Below are 20,955 nucleotides of genomic sequence, written 5' to 3'. Positions count from 1 at the left end.
ACGGCGCAGGCCCATTCTTCCATCAGCGCCGTCCCCGGCGCGATGCAGGGGGCTCGGGCTCCAGCTCCCCGGGGGTGGTGTCGGTGGCATCCCTGAGCTGCCCTTCATGGTCGTGGTGAACCAGCAGCTGCCGCGTGCGCTGCCAGGACGACAGGCGGGCGGGCGGCACGTCAATGTAGGAGGCCAATGCGGACAGCGACGATGGCTCATGGGTGGATGGCGCCTCGCGTTCATGCTGGCGGCGGCGCCACGGTGCCACCACCAACATCGATACAAGGATCGCGGCGATCACTGCCGCGTACAGGCCAAGCAGATGTAGCACTTCGGGCTGCGAGCGGGCATTGAGCACATAGGGCCAAGCGTACCAGACCGCACAGAACCAGATCGCAAGGGTGAGCGCAGGGCGCAGCACGCGCAGCCAGAGGTATATGGCGAGCGTGCGCCGCGGCGACCGGCCCGCGCCGAACGCCTGCAGCGAAACCCGGGCGGCATCGATGATCGGCTCCTCGCCCACTGGCTGCCCCCAGGAATGCCGCCGGCTCGGTGGGCGCACGTCGGCGTGCGGCGCGGGCGGCAGGGAATGGTCGTCAGGCTCATGAGACATCGGAGACTCCTCGGTCGGGGCTCGTCCACACAGCGCGCTTGCCGCGGCGGCGCATCAGAGCGTTGGGAAGCGCGACCACGGTGGTGGTCATCGTGATGGTCCAGAATGCGATCGGATACCAAATCGTTCCCGCGAAATAGCGCATGAGATCGCGGTCGTAGCGCCGGTCGATCCACAGGCTCAGCAGCATCTGCAGGATGCAGGTCATGGCCAGCAGCGTGCCTTGCCAGTGCGGAAGAAGCGTGGAGTGCCAGACCGACTCCTGCGGCAGCAGCGGACGCATCGCGCTGATCAGCAGCACGATCGCCATCGCGTAGGCCCACACCACGCTCGCCATGTATTCGCCATAGATGAGCCACAGGCGCCAGCTGCGCAGACGCAGGATGGAGGGCGTGATGCGCAGTATGGTCTGGATACCGCCCACCGCCCAGCGCAGGCGTTGTTTCCAGAGGCCGCGCAGGGTTTCCGGCATCAGAATCCAGCACAGCGCGCGCGGCTCGAACCGCAGCCGCCAGCCAAGGAGCTGCAACTTCCAGCTGATGTCGATGTCTTCGGTGAGCACATCGGGGCTCCAGAAGCCCACCTCGAGTACCGCGCGGCGGCGGAACATGGCGAGCACGCCGGACACCGTGAACAGCGTGCCGACAAGCTGCTGCGAGCGCTTGATGAGACCGATGATCGAGGAGAACTCTCCCACCTGCATGCGCCCGAGCAGCGTGGTGCGCGTACGGATGCGCGGGTTGCCCGTGACGGCGCCAATGCGGTCCGAGACCAGCATGCGCCGCAGCATCCAGGCGATGGCGTTGGGGTCCACCAGCGCGTCCCCGTCGATGCCGAGAATGTACTCGCCGCGCGCGAGCTGGCTCGCGGTGTTGAGGCCGACGGCCTTGCCCTGGTTGCTGGCGTTGTGGATCACGCGCAGGCGGCTGAACTCCAGCGTCATCGCGTCGAGCAGCTCGCCAGTTCCATCGGTGCTGCCATCATTGACGGCGATCACTTCATAGTTCGGGTAGCGCGTGCGCATCAGCTGCTCGATCACTTCTCGCAGGTGAGGCGCCTCATTGAAACAAGGGACCACCACCGTGACGAACGGCCGCGAGGGCAATGCCAGCAAAGGGTCGGTCTCTACGTCGTCCTTGCGTTCGAACGCCCACGCGTGCGAAAGGCCGCCGGCCATCCACACCCACGCCATGAAGAACGGGTAGTAGAAAACGAAACCGAAGAGCAGCGAGGGCAGCGCCTGGACGAGCCACGGGCCGGAGGTCATCGGGATTCCCCGGCCTGCGCAGGGACCGCAGGCCCCGTCTGTGGAGGGACCGTCGCCGCGGCACCCGCCGGCGAGCGCAGCGCGCGCGGCAGCAGCTTGCGCACCGAGATCGCGCGGCGCACCGTGTCGAGCGAGGGATGGTTGCCAAGAAAGTCATCCGGGTAGTAGCCCAGGTGCCGCACGCCTGCGCGCTGCAGCTGCGCCCACTGGCGCGTGAGCTCGTCGTTGGGCACGGGCTTTCCGGTATGCCAGTCGCGGGCCTGCAATTCGAACACGGTGCCGTCCAGGCCACGGGGGGTGTCGGCTGCGCGGCGCGCCAGCCGGGCAAGCCAGCCCTGGGCATCGCTCTCGCGCTCCATGCGCGGCATGGCCATCAGCGCAACATAGTCGTAGGCCGCGAGCGATGCTTCGTAGTTTTGCGCGAACCATTGCTCCGCCTCGGGTTCGAGCACGGGCCGGGCGTACAGGTTGCGCGCGGTTTCCAGCGTCGGCCGCCAGGCGCCCACCCGGCCCAGGAGCTCCTGGGTGAACTCGATGAGGTGGCGGGTCTTGGCGGTGGTCCAGCGGGACCGCAGCGCCGGATCGGAGTGGATGGCGCCCACGTCGGGCGGCAGGCCCCAGCGGGCGTAGGCGGACAGCGCGTCGGGAGAGGCGTCCTCGTCGTCGGCCAGCATTGCGTCGTCGTGGAACAGCAGGCCATCGAAGAAGGTGTAGCGGCCCAGGTCTTCATAGATGTCGCCGATCAGCGTGCGCACCGCCGGATGGAAGGGCGTGAGCCGGTGATAGCGGTCGGCCGGCGCCTTGCCGCCCCGCGTCATCACCGTATGGGCAGACAGCGGATGCGAAGCCGGCAGACGGTAGGCCATCACCGGCATCCAGGCATAGACCTTCACGCCGACGCGGCTGCGCAGCTGCCAGGCAGCGCGGCCGAACAGGTCGGCGCGCACGGGCAGATGGCGGTTCGGGAAGTACATGGCATCGGCCACGCCGTCGCCATCGGGGTCGGCGTAGGCCTGCAGGAACACCGAGCGCGGCCGCACGGCGGCCACACGCTCGATCAGTGCCGAAAGGTTGCGCTCCTGCTGTCCCGGATCGGGGTCGTACACATAGTCAAGGTCCACGTGCATCACGCGGTTGACAGGCCGCGTCTCGCCGCCCGCAGGGCTGCGCAGGAGCTGGGCGTATTCGGGCGCCGCATTGTCGTAGACGGCCAGCGCGCGGCGGATGCGTGCGAGCGGCACGGCGGCCGTATTGGGGCCATCGTCCAGCGTGAAGGTGATCGGCATGCCCGCGCGCTCGGAGGCCCGCAGCGCCATCGCGTTGTAGGCGCCATAAGGCCAGACGGTGGCGCGGACCCTGGCGCCGGTGCGCGCCTCGATGATCTCCCGGCTGCGGCGCAGGTCGGTCTCGATGCGGTGCAGGTAGGCGGCATCTTCTTCGTAGCGGCCGGTCCCGGGATCGTAGCGATGCGTGGCGGCGGCCGCCAGCATGTTCCCCTGCGGGTTGGCCTGGATGCCCATGTGCATGGCATCGCTGTGGCTGGCGAACTCGGCCAGGCCCGAGCGCGCCATTTCGGCGGCCTCGCGCCAGAGCAGGAAGTTCTCGCGCGGCGCCGGCTTGTCGCCCCAGTGCACCGGCTGGCCTTCGGGCACCTCGAGCCAGCTCGTCACCAGCGCGAACAGCGCCGGGTACCCGTAGCGCTTGAGCAGCGGAAACACCTTGGTGTAGGCGCTGCGGTAGCCGTCGTCGAAGGTCAACAGCACGGGCCGGACGGGCAGGGGCCGGCCGCCCGCACGCGCGTCGATGATCTGCTGCAGGCTCACCGGGTGGTAGCCGCTGTACTGCAGCCAGGCGAACACCTCCACGAGCGTGCGGTCGTCAATGGCGGTGGCATCGGGCGAGCTCTCGAAACTGGCGCGCACGCCGGTGCGCACGTCATGGAACGAGATCACGCGAAAGCTCACGCCATCGTCGGGGTCAGCCGGCGGCAGCGGTTGGGCGGGCGCAAGCCGGGACAGCGCGCACAGCGCAAGCCCGATCAGCAGCCATGGCATGGCGGCCCGCAGGAAGGGGAAGGTGTTCTTTGCGAACATCACTGCAGGGGCATCGAGAAGTTCAGAAAGACGCTGCGCTGTCGTTCGCGCACGCCGTCGTAGGGATGGCTGGCGATGCCCAGGCCGTAGCGCAGCGTGAGCCGCTGGCCCAGGCTCCAGCTGTGTTCATAGCGCAGGCTCCACATCGGGCCGCTGCCGAAGCCGCGCTGGTGATAGTTGCCGCCACCGACCTCGATGGCCTGGAAGAACTGCCGGTCGTCGCTCTTCCACGTGAGCCATTGGGCCCGCGCCGCAAGCCGCACGCTGGCATCGCGCGGCGGGTTGAAGTACGGCGTGTCCAGCACGCGGCCACGGCCCGTGCCGGCCTCGAGCCGGGTCTCGGCCTGGACGCGCGGCGTGCTGACCCAGCGCTCGGTCCAGCCCAGGCCCAGGCCGCTGCGCACATTGCCGTCGCTGAAATCCAGGCGCTGCCACTGCAGGTTGAAGCGGCGCGCCTCGTTCACCACATGGCCCACGCCGCCCGCCATCTCGCGCGCGCCTGTGCCAGCCACCCGCGCTTTCCAGGGCAGTTCCTTGCTGTCGCCATCGTAGGCAGCCCACAGCCGCCAGGCATCGCTGGCGCGGTAATCGACGCGACCGGCCATCCCGTTGCGGTAGGGGCCGGCAGCGGCATGCTGCAGAGCACCTTCGGCCACCCAGGGACCGCGCTGCCAGCGCAGGCCGAGGCCACCACGGACCCTTTTGGCGTTGCCGGCCTCGGTGCTGCCCTGGGCGAGCGACTGGTCGTAGAACACGCGCCACTGGTCTGCGATGAGTCCCGAACTCAGCCGGCTGTCGATGCGCCACTCGCTGCTGGCGATCACGGCGCCACCACGCGACGCCGCGGCGTCGACCTCAAGCCGCGCACCGGTGAGGGTATCGCGCTTGCGTTCCATGTCGCGCACCTGCAGGCTGTCGGGAACATCGGCCACCAGCGATGCGGCGCGCTGGCGGGCTTCGCCGAACCAGCCCGCACCGAGCAGCGCCTCGACATGGCCGACGCGCATGCCGATGTCGTCGGGATGGTCCGCCATCTGCGCCTCAAGGCGCGCGAGCCCGGCCTCGGGGCGTTCGCGCAAGCGCTCGGTGAGACTGGCGCCAAGGGCATAGCCCGCGTTGAGCGGCGCGTCCAGCGTCAGCGCCGTGAAGCTCTGCTGAGCAAGCGCGAGCCGGTCGGTGTAAAGCTGCATCAGCGCACGCATGCCAATCACCTCGGTGTATTGGCTGTTGGGCCGGCCAGGTTCGGGTGCCAGGCGCGTGAGCGCCGGCGTGCTCTCCTCGAGCCGCTTGAGCAGGGCTTCAGCCTGTTCGAAGCGGCCGGTGTCCAGATAGGCATAGACCAGGCCGAAGTGGATTTCGCCCGGCATCGGCACGTCCGCCCCGCCCTTCGCGATGGCGGCCTCATACAGGGGCACGGCCTCGGCCGAACGGCGCTCCTGCGCGAAAGCGCGGGCCGCCGCGGCGAGTCCGTGGAACGGCAGGTCGATGCCCGCCAAGCTCAGGGTTTCGTAGAGCGCGACGGCGTCCCCGGGACGGCCGCGCTCCACCAGCGCGAGCAGCCGATCGGACTCAAGATTCCTGCGCAGCACGCGCCAGGCCTCGGCGTCCGCGCCGTGGGCCTGCTGCGCCGCGGCTTCGAGCCGGACCAGGGCGGCCTCCTGGCCGGCCAGCACCTTGTCGAGTGCGACCACGCGCGCCACGCCCCGGCGTTGGTCGCGCTCCTGGAGGGCCCAGCGCAGCCGCTGGGCCAGTGCCTTCTGCTGCAGCATGGACAGCGCCAGCGCGGAAAAGGCGCCGGGGTTTTTCCCTGCGGCCGCTTCGGCGTCGTCGAAGGCGGTAGGCGCCGCGCCGTTGTCGGCGAGCAGAAAGTCGGCCTCGCGGCGAATGTCCAGGCGCTCGGGGCGCAGCGCACCGGCCTCGGCGTAGGCGGCCATCGCGATCAGTGGCTGGTCTTCGGCGCGGGCCACGGCAGCGCGCAACTCCAGCAGCGCGACACGGACTTCGATGTGCTCTGCCGCTTTCCGCATGAGCGCCTCGCTGATTGTTTTCGCGCCCACGACATCTCCGCTGTCGAGGCGCCAGAAAGCTTCGTGGATGCGGGGTCCGAGCGCCTGCGGCTGCCGCGCGCGCCAGATGCTGATGGTGTCGCCTTGCAACGCGGTGTCCTGCACGCGCCGCGCGGCCACGGCGAGCGTCTCCAGCGCGTAGTCGCTCAACCCCGCCGGGGTTTGCTGGCGTCCCAATGTCACGGCTTCGGCGAACTGACCACCGGCGGTCGCCATCACGACGGCGTCGGAGACCAGACGCTGGCGCACGCTGTCGCTCAATGGCACGTCGAGCCAGTCCTTCAACTGCTGCAGCGCTTGGGCCGGGGGGACATGCCCCCCGCGGTGCGCCAGGATCAAGGCATCATGCCGCTGCGGGTCATAGGCCATGGAACTGCGGTCCGTGGCAGCTGGGGTGGAGTCCGCCGGGTTCGCGAATGCCACCGAGGCACCCAGCATCAATGCGCAGGCGATGGGAGGGAAAGCCTTCGACCACCTTCGATGCCGCAGCGGAACTGCCCCGACAGCCCCGGATGGCCGTTCCGCGGCAAACGATCCGCCGTCTTGTTGGAGGACTGGCACTCGGCAATCCGGCTATCGATGGAATTTGGCAGCAGTGCGCGGCGCCCATGCACGCCCCAGGCGCTCGCCGTCATCGCCGATGACTGCCTGGCAAGACGGGTGGAGGCAGGGTGGAGGGGCGTGCGGCTTGGGGTGTGACAGCATGGAGATGGGGGTTCCTGAACCTGTGTTGGACGAAGCCGCCTTGTTCATGGCGGCTTGAAATCACGCGAGAAGATGGTTCACACGACATCCATTTCTGCAATCGATGAACCGATCAACGAATGTCCATCTAGCAACGCATGTGCCACACGGCGCCATCCTTGGAAGTCATTGATTTCAAAGAGATTTCCATTTCCATGGCGGCACCTTTCCCGCATTCCTGGATGAAAATCCATCCCAAAAAACCGGAGAGGCTGGAAATCCGCACATGCCGCGCGGTGATGCCCTGCGCCCGCGTTCACCCCGGACGCGGCATGTGCCTGAAGGAAAGACAACCCCGGGCTTGTCCGGCCCGTGCCGGTGGCCAATGAGCCGACAGACCGCCCCCATACGCTGGGCGCCTTGCGGCTGGGGGGTGTCGCTGCGGGTGGATGGCCGCGCTGCGCATCCACAGAATGGCCATGGGGCTTCGGCAGCAACCTCGACGGATCCGAAACCTTCCCAGCCACGGACTGGGCGGCCGCCTTCAACGATCCAGCGTGCGCAACACCTGCGCGAGCTTCTTCACAGCGGTCTCCAGTTCCTTCGGCGCATACGCGGCAAATCCCATGAGGAATCCGGCCCGGCTCGTGCCCGCTGCATGCAATGGCGTCAGTCCCAGCAGATCGATACCGGCACGCTGCGCTGCGCCCATGGCTTCCAGCTCGGGAATGTCGCGAATGAACCGGCAGGGCATTTGCATGCCGCCGTCCGGCACTTCAGGCTCGACGAAGTCCGCCAGGTGCCTGCGCACGAGCAGTTCCAGGGCATCGCGCCGCTCACAATAGACGGCACGCATGGTCCGCACGTGGGCCCCGAAATGGCCACCCTCCATGAAGCGCGCCAGGGTCAGTTGCGGAATCGGCGCGCTGTGGCCATCCAGCAGGGTGCGTGCGGCGGTCATCGGAGCCACGAGTTCGGGCGGCAGCACCATGAAGGCAATGCGCAAGCCCGGAAACATCGACTTCGTGAATGTGCCGATGTAGATCGTTCGCTGGTTCGGGTCCAGGCCCTGCACGCAGGCCGTGGGCTTGCCCGCGTAATGGAACTCGCTGTCGTAGTCATCCTCGATGATCCAGGCCTGGTGCTGCCGGGCCCATTCGATGATGTCCAGCCGCCGGTCCAGCGCCAGGGTCGCTCCGGTCGGAAATTGATGCGAAGGCGTGAGAAACACCGCCTTGCCCGGTTGCCGCGCCTTGCGCAGAGGCTCCACCCGCATTCCCTCCCCATCCAGCGGCACGGGCACACATTCCAGCCCCGCGGCGTCGAACGCCTTGCGCGCGCCGTGGTACACGGGGTCTTCAACGAAGATGCGGTCGCCAGCGTCCAGCAGCACGGTAGCGCACAGGGTCAGGGCCTGCTGGGAGCTGGTGAGCACCAGCACACGCTCGGCCGTGGCATGCGCGCCGCGTTCGAGATTGACGTAGTTCGCAATCGCACGCCGTAGCGGCTCCATCCCTTGCGGTGGGCTGTGCAGCAGTGCCGTGGTGCCCCAGTCCTTCAGCACCTGCCGCTCCAGCCGCTCCCAGGTGGCCAGCGGGAAGCCGCGCGTTTCCGGCACGCCGGGAGCGAACGGGCGGGGAGCCAGAAAGTCCCGCACCCCACCGCCGCGGAACATGGCCGATCCGCGCTGGCTCAACCGCAGAGGTTCCCGCCGTGCCGCAGGGCGCCGCCCCGTGCCCCGCCCCCGCAAACGCTGAGCCCTCTCCGAAACGAAGCTGCCGCTGCCCACGCGCCGTTCGATAAACCCGTCGGCATGCAGCTGGCTGTATGCCGCCTCCACCGTGTCGCGAGACAGGCCCAGCGACTTTGCCAGTGCGCGCGACGCAGGCAGCGGTGCCCCCACCTCCAGCGCACCGTCGAGGATGAGTTGCCGGATGGCGCGCTGAATGCGCGCGTGCAGGGGCAAAGCGCCATGCGCTGGATCGAGCACCCAGGCTTTCACGGATTCAAGTTGCGCATGCTTGAACAATTGGCCGGTATCTCATTGAAAAATTGGCTGGGCACAGTATGCCATTTCAAGTCTATAAATCAGCACCATGGCCCGCTCCATGGCGCCACTTTCAGGAGCCCCGATCCCACATGCCGTCCCCACCGCCCGCCTCCTCTTCCCGCTGGTCCGATCTCGCCCATCCCATTGTTGCGGGCCTCATTTCCGTCATCGTCAACTACGGCGGTACCTTCATTCTCGTGTTCCAGGCGGCCAGGGTGGCAGGCCTGAGCCCGGAGCTGACGGCATCGTGGGTGTGGTCGATCTCGATTGGCGTGGGTGTCACGGGGCTGGTGCTGAGCTGGCGGACGCGCGAGCCGATCATTACCGCGTGGTCCACGCCGGCTGCAGCGTTCCTGGTGACGGCGCTGGCGACCACGCCCTATGCCGAAGCGGTGGGCGCGTACCTGATCTCTGCCGCGGCCTTTGTGGCGCTGGGGCTGTCAGGCTGGTTCGACCGCTTGATCCGGCTGATTCCTCCGGGCGTGGCCGCAGGCTTGCTCGCGGGCATCCTGCTGCAGTTCGGCATCCAGGCTTTCGGCGGCATGGGCATCGATCCGGTACTGGCTGGCTTGCTGATCGCGACCTACTTGGTGCTCAAGCGGCTCAGTGCACGCTATGCCGTCGTGGGCATCCTGGCGCTGGGCCTGCTCTTTCTGCTCATGCAGGACCGGGTGGACCTGTCGGGACTGTCGTTGAGGCTCGCCGCCCCGGTCTTCACCATGCCGGCGTTCTCGCTCAACGCGTTGCTGAGCGTGGCCTTGCCGCTGTTTCTCATCACGCTGACCGGCCAGTACATGCCCGGCATGCTGGTGCTGCGCAATGACGGGTTCAAGACCAGCGCCAATCCCATCGTGGCGCTGACCGGGCTCGGCTCGCTGCTGATGGCGCCGTTCGGTTCGCATGCCTTCAACGTGGCCGCCATCACGGCCGCCATCGCCACGGGCCGGGAGGCGCACGAAGATCCGTCCAAGCGCTGGATTGCAGGCATCGCCGCAGGCGTGAGCTACATCCTCGTAGGCGTGTTCGGGGTCACACTGGCCGCCGTCTTCATGGCCCTCCCGGCGACCTTCATCACGACGCTGGCGGGCCTGGCGCTGCTGGGCACCATCGGCGGCAGCTTGGCCACTGCCCTGGCCGACGTGAAGACGCGCGAAGCGTCGCTGATCACCTTCCTGGCTGCGGCGGCCAACATCACGCTGTTGGGCATCGGTGGTGCGTTCTGGGGCCTGGTGGTGGGCCTGGCGGCCCACGCCGTGCTCAATGGCACGCTACCGCGCCGCGGGCGCCCCGCCACCGCGGCACTGGCCGCAGAGCCCGCGATCGTCAAGAGGGAAAGGAACCAGGCCAATGCTTGAGCCACCGGACACCCAGACCCGCCACGGCCAGCATGGCCGCTATCCGCAGGCAGCTTCCGTCGATGACTTGCGGCGCAACTTGGCGGTGGTGCGCGCCCGCATGGATGCCGCCTGCCGCCGCGCGGGGCGCGACCCGGCCGGGGTGCGCCTGCTGCCGGTGAGCAAGACCAAGCCCGAGTCCAGCCTGCGCCTGGCCTACGCGGCGGGTTGCCGCCTGCTGGGTGAAAACAAGGTGCAGGAAGCCTTCGGCAAATGGGAAGCCATGCAGGACCTGGCCGATCTGCACTGGTCGGTCATCGGCCATCTGCAGACCAACAAGGCCAGGCTGGTGGCGCGCTTCGCCAGTGAGTTCCAGGCTTTGGACAGTCTGCGCGTAGCCGAGGCGCTGGAGCGCCGTCTGCAGGCCGAGGGCCGCGCGCTGGATGTGTTCGTGCAGGTCAACACCTCCGGCGAGGCCAGCAAGTACGGCCTGACGCCCGAGGACGTTCCGGCGTTCCTGCGCGCCCTGCCCGCTTTCCCGGCACTGCGCGTGCGCGGGCTGATGACGCTCGCGCTGTTTTCTTCCGATGCCGAGCGGGTGCGCCAGTGCTTCATTCTGCTGCGCACTTTGCGCGACCAGTTGCGCCAGAGTGCGCCCGCCAGCATCGCCTTGGAGGAGCTGTCCATGGGCATGTCCGGCGATTTCGAGATCGCCATCGAGGAAGGCGCCACGGTGGTGCGTGTCGGCCAGGCCATCTTTGGCGCCCGCCCCCTGCCCGACAGCCACTACTGGCCCGGCGAGCCCAGCACCCAGGAGCCACGCCCATGAAAACCGCCATTGCCCTGCGCCATCTGCATTTTGAAGACCTGGGCACGCTCGAGCCGCTGCTGGCGGCGCGTGGCTATGCCGTGCGCTATCTGGACGCCACCACGGATGATCTGCACGCCGTGGACACGACCGCGGCGGATCTGCTGGTGGTGCTGGGCGGCCCCATCGGCGCTTTCGATGACCACATCTACCCCTTCATCCACGACGAGCTGGCGGTGATACGTCAGCGGCTGCAAAGCCGGCGACCGCTGCTGGGCATCTGCCTGGGCGCGCAGCTGATTGCCCGCGCCCTGGGTGCGGGTGTTGCCAGCATGGGCATCAAGGAAATCGGCTTTGCGCCCCTGGTGCTGACCCCGGAAGGCGAGGCATCGCCGCTGGCGGCGCTGGCCCACATGCCCGTGCTGCACTGGCATGGCGACCGCTTCGACATTCCCGAGGGGGCAACGCGACTGGCGGGTACACCCACCTGCGCCAACCAGGCCTTCCGCATGGGACGCCACGTGCTGGCGCTGCAATGTCATCTGGAAGCCGACCCCCGCCAGATCGAGCGATGGCTGGTCGGCCATGCCTGCGAACTCGCGCAGGCGGGCATCGATCCGCGCGCATTGCGCGCCGAAGCGCAAGCCTTGCAACCCGGTTTGCCGCTGGCGGCACGGGCGGCTTTCACCGCCTGGCTGGACGGTATCGAGCCAGGCCTTCAGGAGGAGACTCCGTGAGAAAAACCCGGCATTCCACGGCATCTCGACCGCCATGAACCGGCCCGGCCTGGACCGACCCCGGGCCAGAAATGGATAGCCCCATTTCTGGCCCGGGACGCACGCCGCCGTCGCATGCGCTGAGGGCTGCGGGGCCCCTCAGTGCCTGTGCGAATGATGGGCATCCGGCACGTGGGCGTGGCGGTGCCGCACCGGACCGTGGACGTGCACATGGCTGTGCGGCCCCGCGGGCATGGGCTCATGGGCGTGCCCATGGTGACCGTCGTCATGGGTGTGGGCGTGCTCATGTTCCAGGAACTCGTGCGCATGCTCGTGGTGATGCGACTCCATCAAATGAACGGCCACCCCCAGCAGCATCAGCACGCCCCCCGGCGGCATGCCCCACCCCCCGGGGCGATCCCCCAGCATGAGCGCCAGCGCCGCGCCCATGAACGGGGCAAAGGCAAATACCGATCCCGTGCGTGCCGCCCCGAGCGCGCGCTGTGCGAGCAGGTAGAAATGCAGGCTCAGGCCATAGCCGCTTGCACCCACGGCCAGAAGCCCCAGGGCGGGCCCCGCCGCGGGAGCGGGCTCGTCCGTCAGCCAGGCCAGCGCCAGCGTGGCGGTGACGCCCAGCACGGCCTTCGCCACCACGACCTGCCCCGGGTCACGCTCCGCCAGCGCACGTGACAGCGTGTTGTCCAGGCCCCAGGCTGCCGTGGCGCCCACAACGGCCATCAGTCCCCAGAACTGGCTGCTGTTTCCGCTCTGCCCCTGGTCCAGCACGAGGGCGATCCCGCCGGCCAGCAGCAGTGCCACGGCCAGTCCCACTCTGCGGTCCATGGTTTCGCCGTAGAGGCGCCATGCCAGCAAGGCCGTGAACAGCGCCTCCAGGGTCAGCATCAGCGACGCGCCGGTGCCGCTCGTGCGCTGCAGACCCCAGGCCAGGGCCACGGGGCCGATGCTGGCGCCCAGCAAGGCCATCGCCAGCAGGCGCGGAAAGTCTGAACGCCGCAGGCGCGCCTCCCGCTCGGCGGGCTGGCGCAGCAGTGCGCCGATGAAGGCAGCGCCTGCATAGAGCAGCGCCGCCGTGGTGAACGGGCCAACGCCCAGGCCGAGTTTCTGCACCAGCGGCGTGCTGATGCCAAACAGGACGGCCGCCAGCAACGCAAGCAGGCCGCCCCGCAGGGCGGGAAGGGTGTGGGTCGGATCTTTCATCAGCGCTCCATTCTTGCCCATCGGCCCGATCGGCGCCCCCGCCCTGCTGGCATTCTTCTTTCTTTCCCGCCTCCAAAAAAGGCTCCGGCCAGGGCGCTGTTCGCACCCGCAGCGCTGGCCCTTGCCTGCCATGTGTGGCTACAAGCTCGAGCCCCCATCGACGACCAACTGGACCCCGGTGATGTAGGACGAATCGTCCGAGGCAAGAAACAGCGCGGCCTTGGCGATGTCCCAGGGCGAACCCTGGCGCCCCATCGGGCATCGCGCATCACGGGCCCGGTGGCCGGCTGCAGCCTCTTCCGCGCCGCCGTACAGAGCGTCGGCATGGGGGGTGCGGATCATGCCGGGGATGATGCAGTTGCAACGCACCTGGTCCGCGGCATATTGCCGGGCAATGACACGGGTCATGTGGTTCAGGCCGGCTTTGGACGTGCTGTACGACAGAAACTGCATGGGGCTCCACTTCAGGCTTGCCGTGGACGAGACATTGATGATGGAGCCCGACTTGCGGGCGCGCATCCCGGGCACCACAGCACGTGACGTGGCCATCGCTCCGCGAAGGTTGATCTCCATGACCCGGTCCCAGTCCTCATCCTTCACCTCCAGGAGGTCGCCCTGCATTTCAATGCCCACGTTGTTGTGCAACACGTCGATGCGCCCGTGCTGCGACAGAAGCTGGCGCACGACATCGTTCACTTGCGCCGTGTCGGTGACGTCCATCTGCACGGCCTGGGCGCGGCCGGATTCCCCGTGAATCATCTTTGCAGCGAGCCCGGCGGCGTCCAGCGAGCGGTCTGCACAAACCACGATCGCGCCTTCCCGCGCGAAGGTGAGCGCACACGCGGTCCCATTGCCCACCTGCCCTGCGTCCGTGAAGTCCTTGCGCAGGGTACCGGCACCCGTGACGAGCACCACCTTGTCTTTCAGTTTCATAGCCCAGCCTTTGAGGAAACGTTTCCTCTCATGCTATGCCAACCTCGTCACGGAGCGGATGGGGATAACCCCACGGTCTCGCGGTTCGTCGGGTGAATTTGCGCAGTGGGCCTATTGCCTTGGGGGAATTTCAGAAATCAACACCTGTCGACATGGCAGGGTAAACCCCGGTCAACCCTTTGGCAGAATCTGCGCAAAATAGCGCAAACGTTTCCACAACAAGGAAAAGGACCCATGACCAACGAAGAGTTGCGCCAGGCGCGCATCCAGACCGTGCGAGACCACATGGCGCTGGAGTGCACCCAGGACTGGGACGGTGTCATCGACACCTTCGAGCACCCGCGGTATGAGATGTATGGCAATGGCGCTGTCTACGACGGCGAAGAGCAGGTTCGCGCCTACTTCCACGCTTCGCGCCAGGCCTTCCCGGACCAAGCCAACGAAGTCATCGCCATCGCCGCCGACGATGCACAGAACACCGTGCTGGTGGAGTTCTTCCTTTTCGGAACTCACCTGGGCGAGTTCCGCGTGCGCGACAGGACGTTTGCGCCGACCGGCAAGAGCTTCAAGGTGCGCATGGCGGCCACGTTCCTGTTCAAGCCGGGCTCGGCGAAAATCATCTGCGAGCGCCCCTACACCTCGCCGGACCTCAAGCTTCAGCAACTCGGGCTCCTGTAGGTGCAACACCCACCCCTTCAGGCCGGCGCGCTAGATGGTCGCGCACGACTCCCGCTCGATGAGCCGCATCTCCACAACGGCCGAACGGGGGCCTGTGGATTCGTCCCGCATCTGGGAGAGCAGCAGCGAGGAGATGTCGCCCGACAACGCCTTGATGTCCCAGGCCAGCGAGGTGATGGACGGGCTGTGCAGTTCCGAGAAGTCCGAGTCGCCGATGGATATCACGCTCACGTCTTTCGGGATGACCCGCCGAGCGCTGCGTATCGCGGCCAGGACGCCCGCCAGAATCTTCGTGCCCAGGCACAGGAATGCCGTTGGCCGCTCTCCCGGCATGTTCAGGAGCATCTGGGCCCGCTCGGGAGGAAAGTTCATCGACGAATCCGCCAGGCAAATCAGGCTGGGGTCGAAGCCTATGGACGCTTCCACGAGGCAGTCCTGATAGGCCCGGATCCGGTCCTTGATGGGCTGGATCTGGCTGCCCGGTGTCAGAAGGGCGATGCGCCGGTGGCCCCTGGCAATCAGATAGCGCATCGCGGAGCACGTGCCCTGGTAGTGGTCGACCTTCACCGAACTCAGTGCGTTTCCTCCATCGCGGTCGAACAGAATTGTTGGCGTGCCTTTGATTTCAGACACCAGGTGCGCGATGGAGTCGGTTTGGCACGGGCCAAGAATGATGCCGTCGACCTCTCGGCTCTTGAACAGGCGCACGAGGTTGACTTCGGTCGAGATGTCGTTGTTGGAACTGGCGACAAAGCAGGCGTAGCCACTTTCGGACAGGCTGCGCTCGAGTGTCTTGACCAGGCGGCCGTAGAACGGATTGGAGATGTCGCTCACGATAACGCCCACCGCATGGCTCTGCTTGGAACGCATGGCCCGCGCAATCGCATTGGGCTGGTAACCCAGGCGCGCCGCAACCTCCTGAACCTTTTTCACCGTGTCTTCACTGACACGGCCCGCCCGGTTCATGGCCCGAGATGCGGTGCTGATCGAAACGCCCGCCACGCGAGCCACATCGTGAATGCTAACTGCTGCCATCGAATCCGCCGTCCGTTCAAATCATTCAATCGCCGCAATTTTACGCCTATTTTTAGTTTTTGCGGAAACGTTTCTTCATATTAACGCGGACAGGATACCCCATGGCAACCCCCACCTCGCTGACCCCACAAGATGAGCTGCTCACGGTCAATATCAGGAACATGGACTATTTCCCGGGCGGAGCACCGGGCTCAGAAATCATTCCGCTCTTTCTCGACCGGGAAAATGGAATATGGGTGCTTTATGGGAAATTCGCCCCTGGCACCAGGCTTCCAAAGCACTTCCACACAGGTACGGTGCACTTTTTCACCACCAAGGGGCAATGGAACTACGTCGAGTACCCCCAAAACCCGCAGACCGCCGGGAGCTACCTCTATGAGCCGGCGGGCTCCATCCACACTTTTTGCGTGCCTGACGACGCACCGGAGCCGGCGGAAGGATTCATGGTCGTTCACGGAGCCAATGTGAATTTCGATGGCGAGGCCTTCATGAATGTCCGCGATGCAGGGGCCATCGAAGACGGGATATTGAATTATGCAAGGACACAAGGGCATTCCATACCTGCATATATCTCACCCAGGGCTGCCGGATACAAAAACAGATAATCCCGGCCTGATTTTCAACCGCAAAAGGAGACATGATATGAAGTCGCGCAGAAACGTTCTGAAAACCACTGCGGCGGTCGCCGCCTCGGTGTTTGCTCCTGCCCTGTCATGGGCGCAAGCCAAATGGACGGCGAAAAAGCCGATTCAATTGATTGTTCCTGGCCAGGCAGGGGGCAACTCCGACATCTTTGCCCGACTGATCTCCAACGCCATCGGCAATGCCCTGGGCCAACCCATCGTGGTGGACAACAAGCCTGGCGCCTCGGGAACCTTGGCATCGGGCATTCTGAGCAAGTCGCCAGGAGACGGCCACTACCTGCTGGCCGCCAGCAGCGACACCCACACCATCTACCCGCACTTCTTCAACAATCCGAACTTCCGCCCCGAAGGCCACGTCCCCGTGGCCGTGCTGTGCTTCGTGCCGTTCGCGCTGGCCGTGCGCAAGGACCTGGACGTGAAGGACGTTGGCGAATTCATCGCGCTCGCCAAGCGCCAGCAAGTGAGCTTCTCGACCTGGGGCGTGGGCACCACCGGCCAGGCCGCCATGATGCTCTTCGGCCGCGCCGCCGGCACCAGGGAGATGCTGCACGTGCCGTTTACCGGCAGCGCTCCGGCTATTCAGGCGCTGATGGCTGGCCAGGTGGATGCCATGATGGGCGCCATTCCGCTGATTTCATCGGCACGCGCACACCTGAAGCCGCTGGCGGTCATGTCCAGGAACCGATCGCCGGCCATGCGCGATGTCCCCACGATGGACGAGGCAGGACTGGTCATCAACGAGACCAAGGAGTTCTGGGTGGGCATCATGGCGCCGCCCGGAACCCCCGCCGATGCCGTGCACACCATCGCCGACGAGGTGCGCAAGGCGATGGCCCTTGCGGCCGTGAAGAGCCGCATCGAAGAGCTCGGTGCCATCGCCGAGTTCGTCGGGCCGGAGGACTTCAAGAAGGTCATCTCCCACGAGTTCGCCCAGTGGGCCCGGATTGCCCGTGAAGCGGGTGTGACGCGCCAGAACATTGGCTAGGTGCCCGCATGTCGTCATCCGTGCTTTTCCTGCGATGAAACAGCTCCACCTGGGCAACACCACGGTCGACAAGGTCGTGGAAATCGACAATTTCTGGGTAGACCCCACTTGGCTCTATCCCAACATTGAACCGTCAGCAGTCTTGAAACACCAGGAGGCCTTGGGCCCGACGTTGATTCACCCAGAGACGAAGAAACTCAACCTGAGCTTTCACAGCTATCTGGTGCGCACGGGGACGGCCAATATCCTGGTGGACACCTGCAACGGAAATCACAAGGACCGGCCCCGCGCGAAGTGGCAGCACATGTTCAAGTCGCAGGAGTACTTGCGCAATCTGGCACGCCTGGGCCTGGGCCCCGAGGACATCGACATGGTTCTGTGCACCCACCTCCACACCGACCATGTGGGGTGGAACACCGTGCTCAGTGATGGCCGATGGATGCCGACTTTTCCCCGCGCAAAGTACATCTTTGCACGGGAAGAGTTCGAACATTTCCTTCGGCAGCACCAAAGCGGGCCGGAATTTCCGGTGGGCCAGGGCTCCTTCCTGGACAGCGTGCTGCCGGTCGTGGAGGCCGGGCAGGCCCTGTTGGTCGACTCCAACCACAGGGTGGATGGAGACCTGGCCAAAGGCGTCTGGCTCGAGGATGCCAAAGGGCATACGCCAGGCCACGTCACGGTCCATGTGAAGGACAACGGACAGCACGGGGTCATGACGGGCGACATCTTCCATCACCCCATCATCTTCCTGGAGCCCGGGCTCATCAACACCGGCGACTGGAACCCCACGCAGGCGCGGGAGACGCGGCAACGGCTTTGTGAGCGATTTGCCGACACATCGTCCGTCCTGCTGACGATGCACTTCCCCGCGCCGACCGCCGGCCGCATCCATTCATGCAGTCACGGCTTCAAGTTCAAGTACCTCAGCTGACGGGCCAGTGCAACCCCAAAAAGGAGACAACCGATGACGAAGACATTCAAGCTATCTCGCGTTCTTGCCGGCCTCGTGATGCTGGCGAGCGTGGCGGCCCTTGCGCAAGGCAAGGACTATCCCCACCGTCCCATCAAGCTCTTGCTTCCCTTGTCCGCGGGCAGCGGCGGCGACGCCCTGGGCCGCCTGGTCGCCGAAGCGATGGGCAAGCGCTTGAACGGATCGTTCTTCGTTGAAAACAGGGTGGGGGCCGGCGGGACCATCGGGGCCGCCCAGGCGGCCAAGTCGCCGAGCGACGGATACACCATCACGATGGGAGGCATGACGTCCCACATCATTGCGCCGGCCGTCTATGCGAAGCTGCCCTACGACCCCGTGAAGGACTTCACTCAAATTGGCCGCATCGGTACCGCAGGGGTCGTGGTGGTTTCCACGATGGCATTTCCCGCCAAGGACCTCAAGGGGCTGGTCGCGCACTCCAAGACCCTCGACAAACCGCTTCAGTACGCGACCTGGGGTCATGGTTCCACCGGTCACCTGTGTGGCGAAGTCATGGTTCAGAAAGCGGGAGCGAAATTCGACCACATCCCCTTCAAGTCTTCGTCCGACCTGGTCACAGGCCTTCTGGGCAACCACATCAACGTGGCGGTGCTCGACATGGGCACCGCGTCGCCCCTCGTGAAAGCAGGCAAGATCCGGGCGCTGGGCATCTGCGGAACACGCTCGCCCAGCATGCCGGACGTGGGGACCTACCCGGACCAAGGCATTGATTTCAAGAGCGAGCTCAGCTGGGTGCTGTTGGCCCCCGGGGGGTTGCCGGCGGAGTTGACGCTCAAGCTCACGGAGGCGCTGAAAGAATCGTTGGCGGACAAAGGCGTTGCGGACCGGATGCTGGAACTCGGAATACAGCCGGCCTACCTGCCGCCAGCGCAACTGCGCCAGCTGATGGCCGAAGACGTGGCAACCTGGAAGCAGGTGGCGGAAGCCGCGAACGTGCTGCCAAACTGAGCGCCACGCCCACATTCCTGCCAAGGCGGCGGATGCGGGCCGATTCTGCGAGTTGGCTCACTCGCGGGAAGCTGGGGACCACGGCGCAGGAGCGGTCACCGCACTCGCGGCCTATCGCCGCTGGCAAGGATGCGTTGCACCAACAAAAAGGGCTCCCAAAGGGAACCCAGTTTGCTTGTCATCAGTGCGGGTCTGTTCAAAACACTCCCCATGGCAGCGGCACCCGCGAAGTGCCGCCACCATGGGAAGGCCCGCAACTGCGTCAATTCAATTACATGGCGCTGAATTCGCCCGAAGGGATCTGGCCTGTGCGCACGGCTTCAGCGGCCTGGGCACGCACTGCGGCGCGGTCGGCGGTGGACTTGTAGGTCACCACACGCGAACCGGCGGGTTCGATGGAGCGGGTCTGTGCCACGGTGGCGGCTTCGGCTTGCACTTCGGCGCGGGTGCGGTTGGTTTCGAACTTGGTGGCGAACTGCGAAGCATCGGCTTCATCGGCCTGGGCACCGAAAGAAGCGAAAGCAGCCACAGCGGCGATGGAGAGGAAACGTGCGGTCGTGTTCATGATGAAAATCCTTGAAGTTAAAAAAGCGTCTCAAAAAAGCCGGGACAAAAACCATTTCTGAACCGGGTTCGGTGAGTCGCCTTGCGGGTTCGGCTCATCGATGGGTTGAACTGTACGCCTGGGGTATCCAAAGAAAAACCACCTGGTCGCGAACTAACTGTTCCAGTATTGAGAACAATCGAAAAGGAGCGCAGCTCCCCAGACCATTCTCAACAGCAAGCCGAACATCAACGCCTCGCCCTCCCATGTCCAGGCCCGCCTCAGTCGAGGGACACACTGGCGCTCTTGACGATGGCCTGCCAGCTTTTCAGGTCGTTGGCCAACAAGGTGGCCAATTCTGCCGGCGTGGAGGCGACGGGCTCCGCACCTTGTTCTTTCAAACTCCGCACGACGGCGGGGTCTACCAGCACTTCGTGAAGCGCCTGGTTCAGGCGGCCAAGGATCGGGGCAGGCAGCCCCTTGGGCGCAAAGACGCCGAACCAGGAGTCCACGACCATGTCTTTCAGGCCGCCCTCCCTGGCGGTGGGCAACTGAGAAAAGACAGGGGATCGCTGAGCGCCGGTGACGGCGATCGCTCGCAACTGGCCCGATTTGATGAAAGGCAGCGCGGTGGGTATGGTCGAAAACATGACCTGTGTCTGGCCCGCCATCAAATCCGTCAGCGCGGGAGCGGCGCCTTTGTAAGGCACATGGGTCATGGAAATGCCGGCCTGCTGCGACAGCATTTCCCCCGCGAGGTGAAAGATGCTGCCGGGCCCGGCCGAACCATAGTTCACCTTGCCCGGATGGGCCTTCGCATAGGCCACCAGTTCAGGCAAGGTCTTGATCGGAAGTGTCGGGTTGACGACCACCACGTTGTTGACACGCGCCACGAGCGACACCGGATCGAAGCTGTTCACGGGATTCCAGGACAGCTTTTTATACAGCGATGGATTGATCGCATTCGTTCCGTTGTAGCCCATCAGCAAGGTGTAGCCATCGGCCTTGGCGTTGGCGACTGCCGCCGCGCCGATGTTGCCGCCAGCACCGCCACGGTTGTCGACGATCACGGGTTGGCCCAGCTTCTTGCCCAAACCATCCGCCACGATGCGGCCGAGGATGTCGGTGGTCCCACCCGCCACGAAGGGCACCACGAGGGTGATGGGCTTGGTGGGGTAGTCCTGCGCACAGGCAAGTTGCGTGGCGAGCGGCAGTGCAACTGCCAGAGCGGCCTTGGCAGCCGCGGCGAGAACGAATCGGCGAGATGTAGCGGGCATGGTTGTCTCCTATGGATGTGTATGGATGTGGCGAGTCCTCGGGCCGCCAGGGGCGGCCCGTGCTCGGGTTTTCGCGAAAG

Annotated in this window: 19 protein-coding genes; 9 read left to right on the top strand and 10 right to left on the bottom strand. The window is 65.8% G+C overall.

From position 1 onward, the window contains the following. Nucleotides 1-22: 22 nt before the first annotated feature. From pgaD to pgaA, 4 genes are read right to left on the bottom strand one after another with little or no spacing between them, the layout of a single operon-like run. Nucleotides 23-604 (bottom strand): poly-beta-1,6-N-acetyl-D-glucosamine biosynthesis protein PgaD, encoded by a 582-nt coding sequence (pgaD, locus tag ACAM51_RS16310; protein ID WP_369641198.1) that lies wholly within the window; start codon nucleotides 602-604, stop codon nucleotides 23-25. Continuing rightward, nucleotides 594-1,871: a poly-beta-1,6-N-acetyl-D-glucosamine synthase gene (gene pgaC / locus ACAM51_RS16305; RefSeq protein WP_369641197.1), complete on the bottom strand. Its 1,278-nt coding sequence runs from the start codon at nucleotides 1,869-1,871 to the stop codon at nucleotides 594-596. Before pgaC ends, pgaD begins: the two co-directional genes overlap by 11 nt. Further along, complete coding sequence (gene pgaB / locus ACAM51_RS16300) at nucleotides 1,868-3,964, bottom strand: poly-beta-1,6-N-acetyl-D-glucosamine N-deacetylase PgaB (protein WP_369641196.1); 2,097 nt, start codon at nucleotides 3,962-3,964, stop codon at nucleotides 1,868-1,870. Before pgaB ends, pgaC begins: the two co-directional genes overlap by 4 nt. Further along, nucleotides 3,964-6,399 carry a poly-beta-1,6 N-acetyl-D-glucosamine export porin PgaA gene (pgaA, locus tag ACAM51_RS16295; RefSeq protein ID WP_369641195.1) on the bottom strand — a complete coding sequence of 812 codons (2,436 nt, stop codon included), beginning with the start codon at nucleotides 6,397-6,399 and terminating at the stop codon, nucleotides 3,964-3,966. The genes pgaB and pgaA overlap by 1 nt, the downstream gene beginning before the upstream one ends. A 494-nt stretch (nucleotides 6,400-6,893) precedes the next feature. On the opposite strand from pgaA, the gene ACAM51_RS16290 reads away from it, so the two are divergent. Further along, a complete protein-coding gene (locus tag ACAM51_RS16290; protein ID WP_369641194.1) occupies nucleotides 6,894-7,103 on the top strand; it encodes a hypothetical protein in 210 nt (69 codons plus the stop codon). A gap of 155 nt (nucleotides 7,104-7,258) precedes the next feature. On the opposite strand, the gene ACAM51_RS16285 is transcribed toward ACAM51_RS16290, so the two are convergent. After that, a complete protein-coding gene (locus ACAM51_RS16285; protein WP_369641193.1) occupies nucleotides 7,259-8,743 on the bottom strand; it encodes a PLP-dependent aminotransferase family protein in 1,485 nt (494 codons plus the stop codon). Between the two features lie 110 nt (nucleotides 8,744-8,853). Here ACAM51_RS16285 and ACAM51_RS16280 point away from each other — a divergent pair, with 110 nt between their 5' ends. From ACAM51_RS16280 to ACAM51_RS16270, 3 genes are read left to right on the top strand one after another with little or no spacing between them, the layout of a single operon-like run. Beyond that, on the top strand, nucleotides 8,854-10,119 hold the full coding sequence (locus ACAM51_RS16280) for a benzoate/H(+) symporter BenE family transporter (RefSeq protein WP_369641192.1): 1,266 nt from the start codon (nucleotides 8,854-8,856) through the stop codon (nucleotides 10,117-10,119). After that, nucleotides 10,112-10,927: a YggS family pyridoxal phosphate-dependent enzyme gene (locus ACAM51_RS16275; RefSeq protein ID WP_369641191.1), complete on the top strand. Its 816-nt coding sequence runs from the start codon at nucleotides 10,112-10,114 to the stop codon at nucleotides 10,925-10,927. The genes ACAM51_RS16280 and ACAM51_RS16275 overlap by 8 nt, the downstream gene beginning before the upstream one ends. Continuing rightward, complete coding sequence (locus ACAM51_RS16270) at nucleotides 10,924-11,643, top strand: glutamine amidotransferase (protein WP_369641190.1); 720 nt, start codon at nucleotides 10,924-10,926, stop codon at nucleotides 11,641-11,643. The genes ACAM51_RS16275 and ACAM51_RS16270 overlap by 4 nt, the downstream gene beginning before the upstream one ends. 138 nt (nucleotides 11,644-11,781) lie before the next feature. Here ACAM51_RS16270 and ACAM51_RS16265 read toward each other — a convergent pair whose 3' ends face one another. Beyond that, entirely contained in the window at nucleotides 11,782-12,840 is a 1,059-nt protein-coding gene (locus ACAM51_RS16265; RefSeq protein ID WP_369641189.1) for a DMT family transporter, read from the bottom strand. Nucleotides 12,841-12,978: 138 nt separating this feature from the next. After that, complete coding sequence (locus ACAM51_RS16260) at nucleotides 12,979-13,773, bottom strand: SDR family NAD(P)-dependent oxidoreductase (RefSeq protein WP_218297355.1); 795 nt, start codon at nucleotides 13,771-13,773, stop codon at nucleotides 12,979-12,981. Nucleotides 13,774-14,007: 234 nt separating this feature from the next. On the opposite strand from ACAM51_RS16260, the gene ACAM51_RS16255 reads away from it, so the two are divergent. Continuing rightward, nucleotides 14,008-14,451: an ester cyclase gene (locus ACAM51_RS16255; RefSeq protein ID WP_218297356.1), complete on the top strand. Its 444-nt coding sequence runs from the start codon at nucleotides 14,008-14,010 to the stop codon at nucleotides 14,449-14,451. 30 nt (nucleotides 14,452-14,481) lie between these two features. Here the strand turns inward: ACAM51_RS16255 and ACAM51_RS16250 are convergent, their stop codons facing one another. Next, nucleotides 14,482-15,486 carry a LacI family DNA-binding transcriptional regulator gene (locus ACAM51_RS16250; RefSeq protein ID WP_369641188.1) on the bottom strand — a complete coding sequence of 335 codons (1,005 nt, stop codon included), beginning with the start codon at nucleotides 15,484-15,486 and terminating at the stop codon, nucleotides 14,482-14,484. A gap of 101 nt (nucleotides 15,487-15,587) precedes the next feature. On the opposite strand from ACAM51_RS16250, the gene ACAM51_RS16245 reads away from it, so the two are divergent. From ACAM51_RS16245 to ACAM51_RS16230, 4 genes are read left to right on the top strand one after another with little or no spacing between them, the layout of a single operon-like run. Beyond that, nucleotides 15,588-16,091: a 2,4'-dihydroxyacetophenone dioxygenase family protein gene (locus tag ACAM51_RS16245; protein ID WP_218297358.1), complete on the top strand. Its 504-nt coding sequence runs from the start codon at nucleotides 15,588-15,590 to the stop codon at nucleotides 16,089-16,091. Nucleotides 16,092-16,128: 37 nt separating this feature from the next. Beyond that, nucleotides 16,129-17,115: a tripartite tricarboxylate transporter substrate binding protein gene (locus tag ACAM51_RS16240; protein ID WP_218297359.1), complete on the top strand. Its 987-nt coding sequence runs from the start codon at nucleotides 16,129-16,131 to the stop codon at nucleotides 17,113-17,115. Between the two features lie 34 nt (nucleotides 17,116-17,149). After that, the gene (locus ACAM51_RS16235; RefSeq protein ID WP_369641187.1) at nucleotides 17,150-18,046 is read left to right on the top strand and encodes an MBL fold metallo-hydrolase; all 897 of its coding nucleotides are present in this window, start codon (nucleotides 17,150-17,152) and stop codon (nucleotides 18,044-18,046) included. 33 nt (nucleotides 18,047-18,079) lie between these two features. Beyond that, nucleotides 18,080-19,054 carry a tripartite tricarboxylate transporter substrate binding protein gene (locus ACAM51_RS16230; protein WP_218297361.1) on the top strand — a complete coding sequence of 325 codons (975 nt, stop codon included), beginning with the start codon at nucleotides 18,080-18,082 and terminating at the stop codon, nucleotides 19,052-19,054. A 271-nt stretch (nucleotides 19,055-19,325) separates the two neighbouring features. On the opposite strand, the gene ACAM51_RS16225 is transcribed toward ACAM51_RS16230, so the two are convergent. After that, a complete protein-coding gene (locus ACAM51_RS16225) occupies nucleotides 19,326-19,619 on the bottom strand; it encodes a DUF4148 domain-containing protein (protein WP_369641186.1) in 294 nt (97 codons plus the stop codon). Nucleotides 19,620-19,879: 260 nt separating this feature from the next. Then, the gene (locus tag ACAM51_RS16220) at nucleotides 19,880-20,875 is read right to left on the bottom strand and encodes a Bug family tripartite tricarboxylate transporter substrate binding protein (protein WP_369641185.1); all 996 of its coding nucleotides are present in this window, start codon (nucleotides 20,873-20,875) and stop codon (nucleotides 19,880-19,882) included. Nucleotides 20,876-20,955 lie beyond the last annotated feature (80 nt).

It is taken from the genome of Acidovorax sp. A79, from assembly GCF_041154505.1.
Taxonomy (GTDB): Bacteria; Pseudomonadota; Gammaproteobacteria; order Burkholderiales; family Burkholderiaceae_C; genus Acidovorax.
This window is presented reverse-complemented; position numbering and strand designations above follow the sequence as displayed.

Excerpts from the sequence above, each read along its gene's own strand:
- pgaD (WP_369641198.1), bottom strand. The coding sequence starts at position 604 with ATGTCTCATGAGCCTGACGACCATTCCCTGCCGCCCGCGCCGCACGCC.
- pgaC (WP_369641197.1), bottom strand. The coding sequence starts at position 1,871 with ATGACCTCCGGCCCGTGGCTCGTCCAGGCGCTGCCCTCGCTGCTCTTC.
- pgaB (WP_369641196.1), bottom strand. The coding sequence starts at position 3,964 with ATGTTCGCAAAGAACACCTTCCCCTTCCTGCGGGCCGCCATGCCATGG.
- pgaA (WP_369641195.1), bottom strand. The coding sequence starts at position 6,399 with ATGGCCTATGACCCGCAGCGGCATGATGCCTTGATCCTGGCGCACCGC.
- ACAM51_RS16280 (WP_369641192.1), top strand. The coding sequence starts at position 8,854 with ATGCCGTCCCCACCGCCCGCCTCCTCTTCCCGCTGGTCCGATCTCGCC.
- ACAM51_RS16275 (WP_369641191.1), top strand. The coding sequence starts at position 10,112 with ATGCTTGAGCCACCGGACACCCAGACCCGCCACGGCCAGCATGGCCGC.
- ACAM51_RS16270 (WP_369641190.1), top strand. The coding sequence starts at position 10,924 with ATGAAAACCGCCATTGCCCTGCGCCATCTGCATTTTGAAGACCTGGGC.
- ACAM51_RS16265 (WP_369641189.1), bottom strand. The coding sequence starts at position 12,840 with ATGAAAGATCCGACCCACACCCTTCCCGCCCTGCGGGGCGGCCTGCTT.
- ACAM51_RS16260 (WP_218297355.1), bottom strand. The coding sequence starts at position 13,773 with ATGAAACTGAAAGACAAGGTGGTGCTCGTCACGGGTGCCGGTACCCTG.
- ACAM51_RS16255 (WP_218297356.1), top strand. The coding sequence starts at position 14,008 with ATGACCAACGAAGAGTTGCGCCAGGCGCGCATCCAGACCGTGCGAGAC.
- ACAM51_RS16250 (WP_369641188.1), bottom strand. The coding sequence starts at position 15,486 with ATGGCAGCAGTTAGCATTCACGATGTGGCTCGCGTGGCGGGCGTTTCG.
- ACAM51_RS16245 (WP_218297358.1), top strand. The coding sequence starts at position 15,588 with ATGGCAACCCCCACCTCGCTGACCCCACAAGATGAGCTGCTCACGGTC.
- ACAM51_RS16240 (WP_218297359.1), top strand. The coding sequence starts at position 16,129 with ATGAAGTCGCGCAGAAACGTTCTGAAAACCACTGCGGCGGTCGCCGCC.
- ACAM51_RS16235 (WP_369641187.1), top strand. The coding sequence starts at position 17,150 with ATGAAACAGCTCCACCTGGGCAACACCACGGTCGACAAGGTCGTGGAA.
- ACAM51_RS16230 (WP_218297361.1), top strand. The coding sequence starts at position 18,080 with ATGACGAAGACATTCAAGCTATCTCGCGTTCTTGCCGGCCTCGTGATG.
- ACAM51_RS16225 (WP_369641186.1), bottom strand. The coding sequence starts at position 19,619 with ATGAACACGACCGCACGTTTCCTCTCCATCGCCGCTGTGGCTGCTTTC.
- ACAM51_RS16220 (WP_369641185.1), bottom strand. The coding sequence starts at position 20,875 with ATGCCCGCTACATCTCGCCGATTCGTTCTCGCCGCGGCTGCCAAGGCC.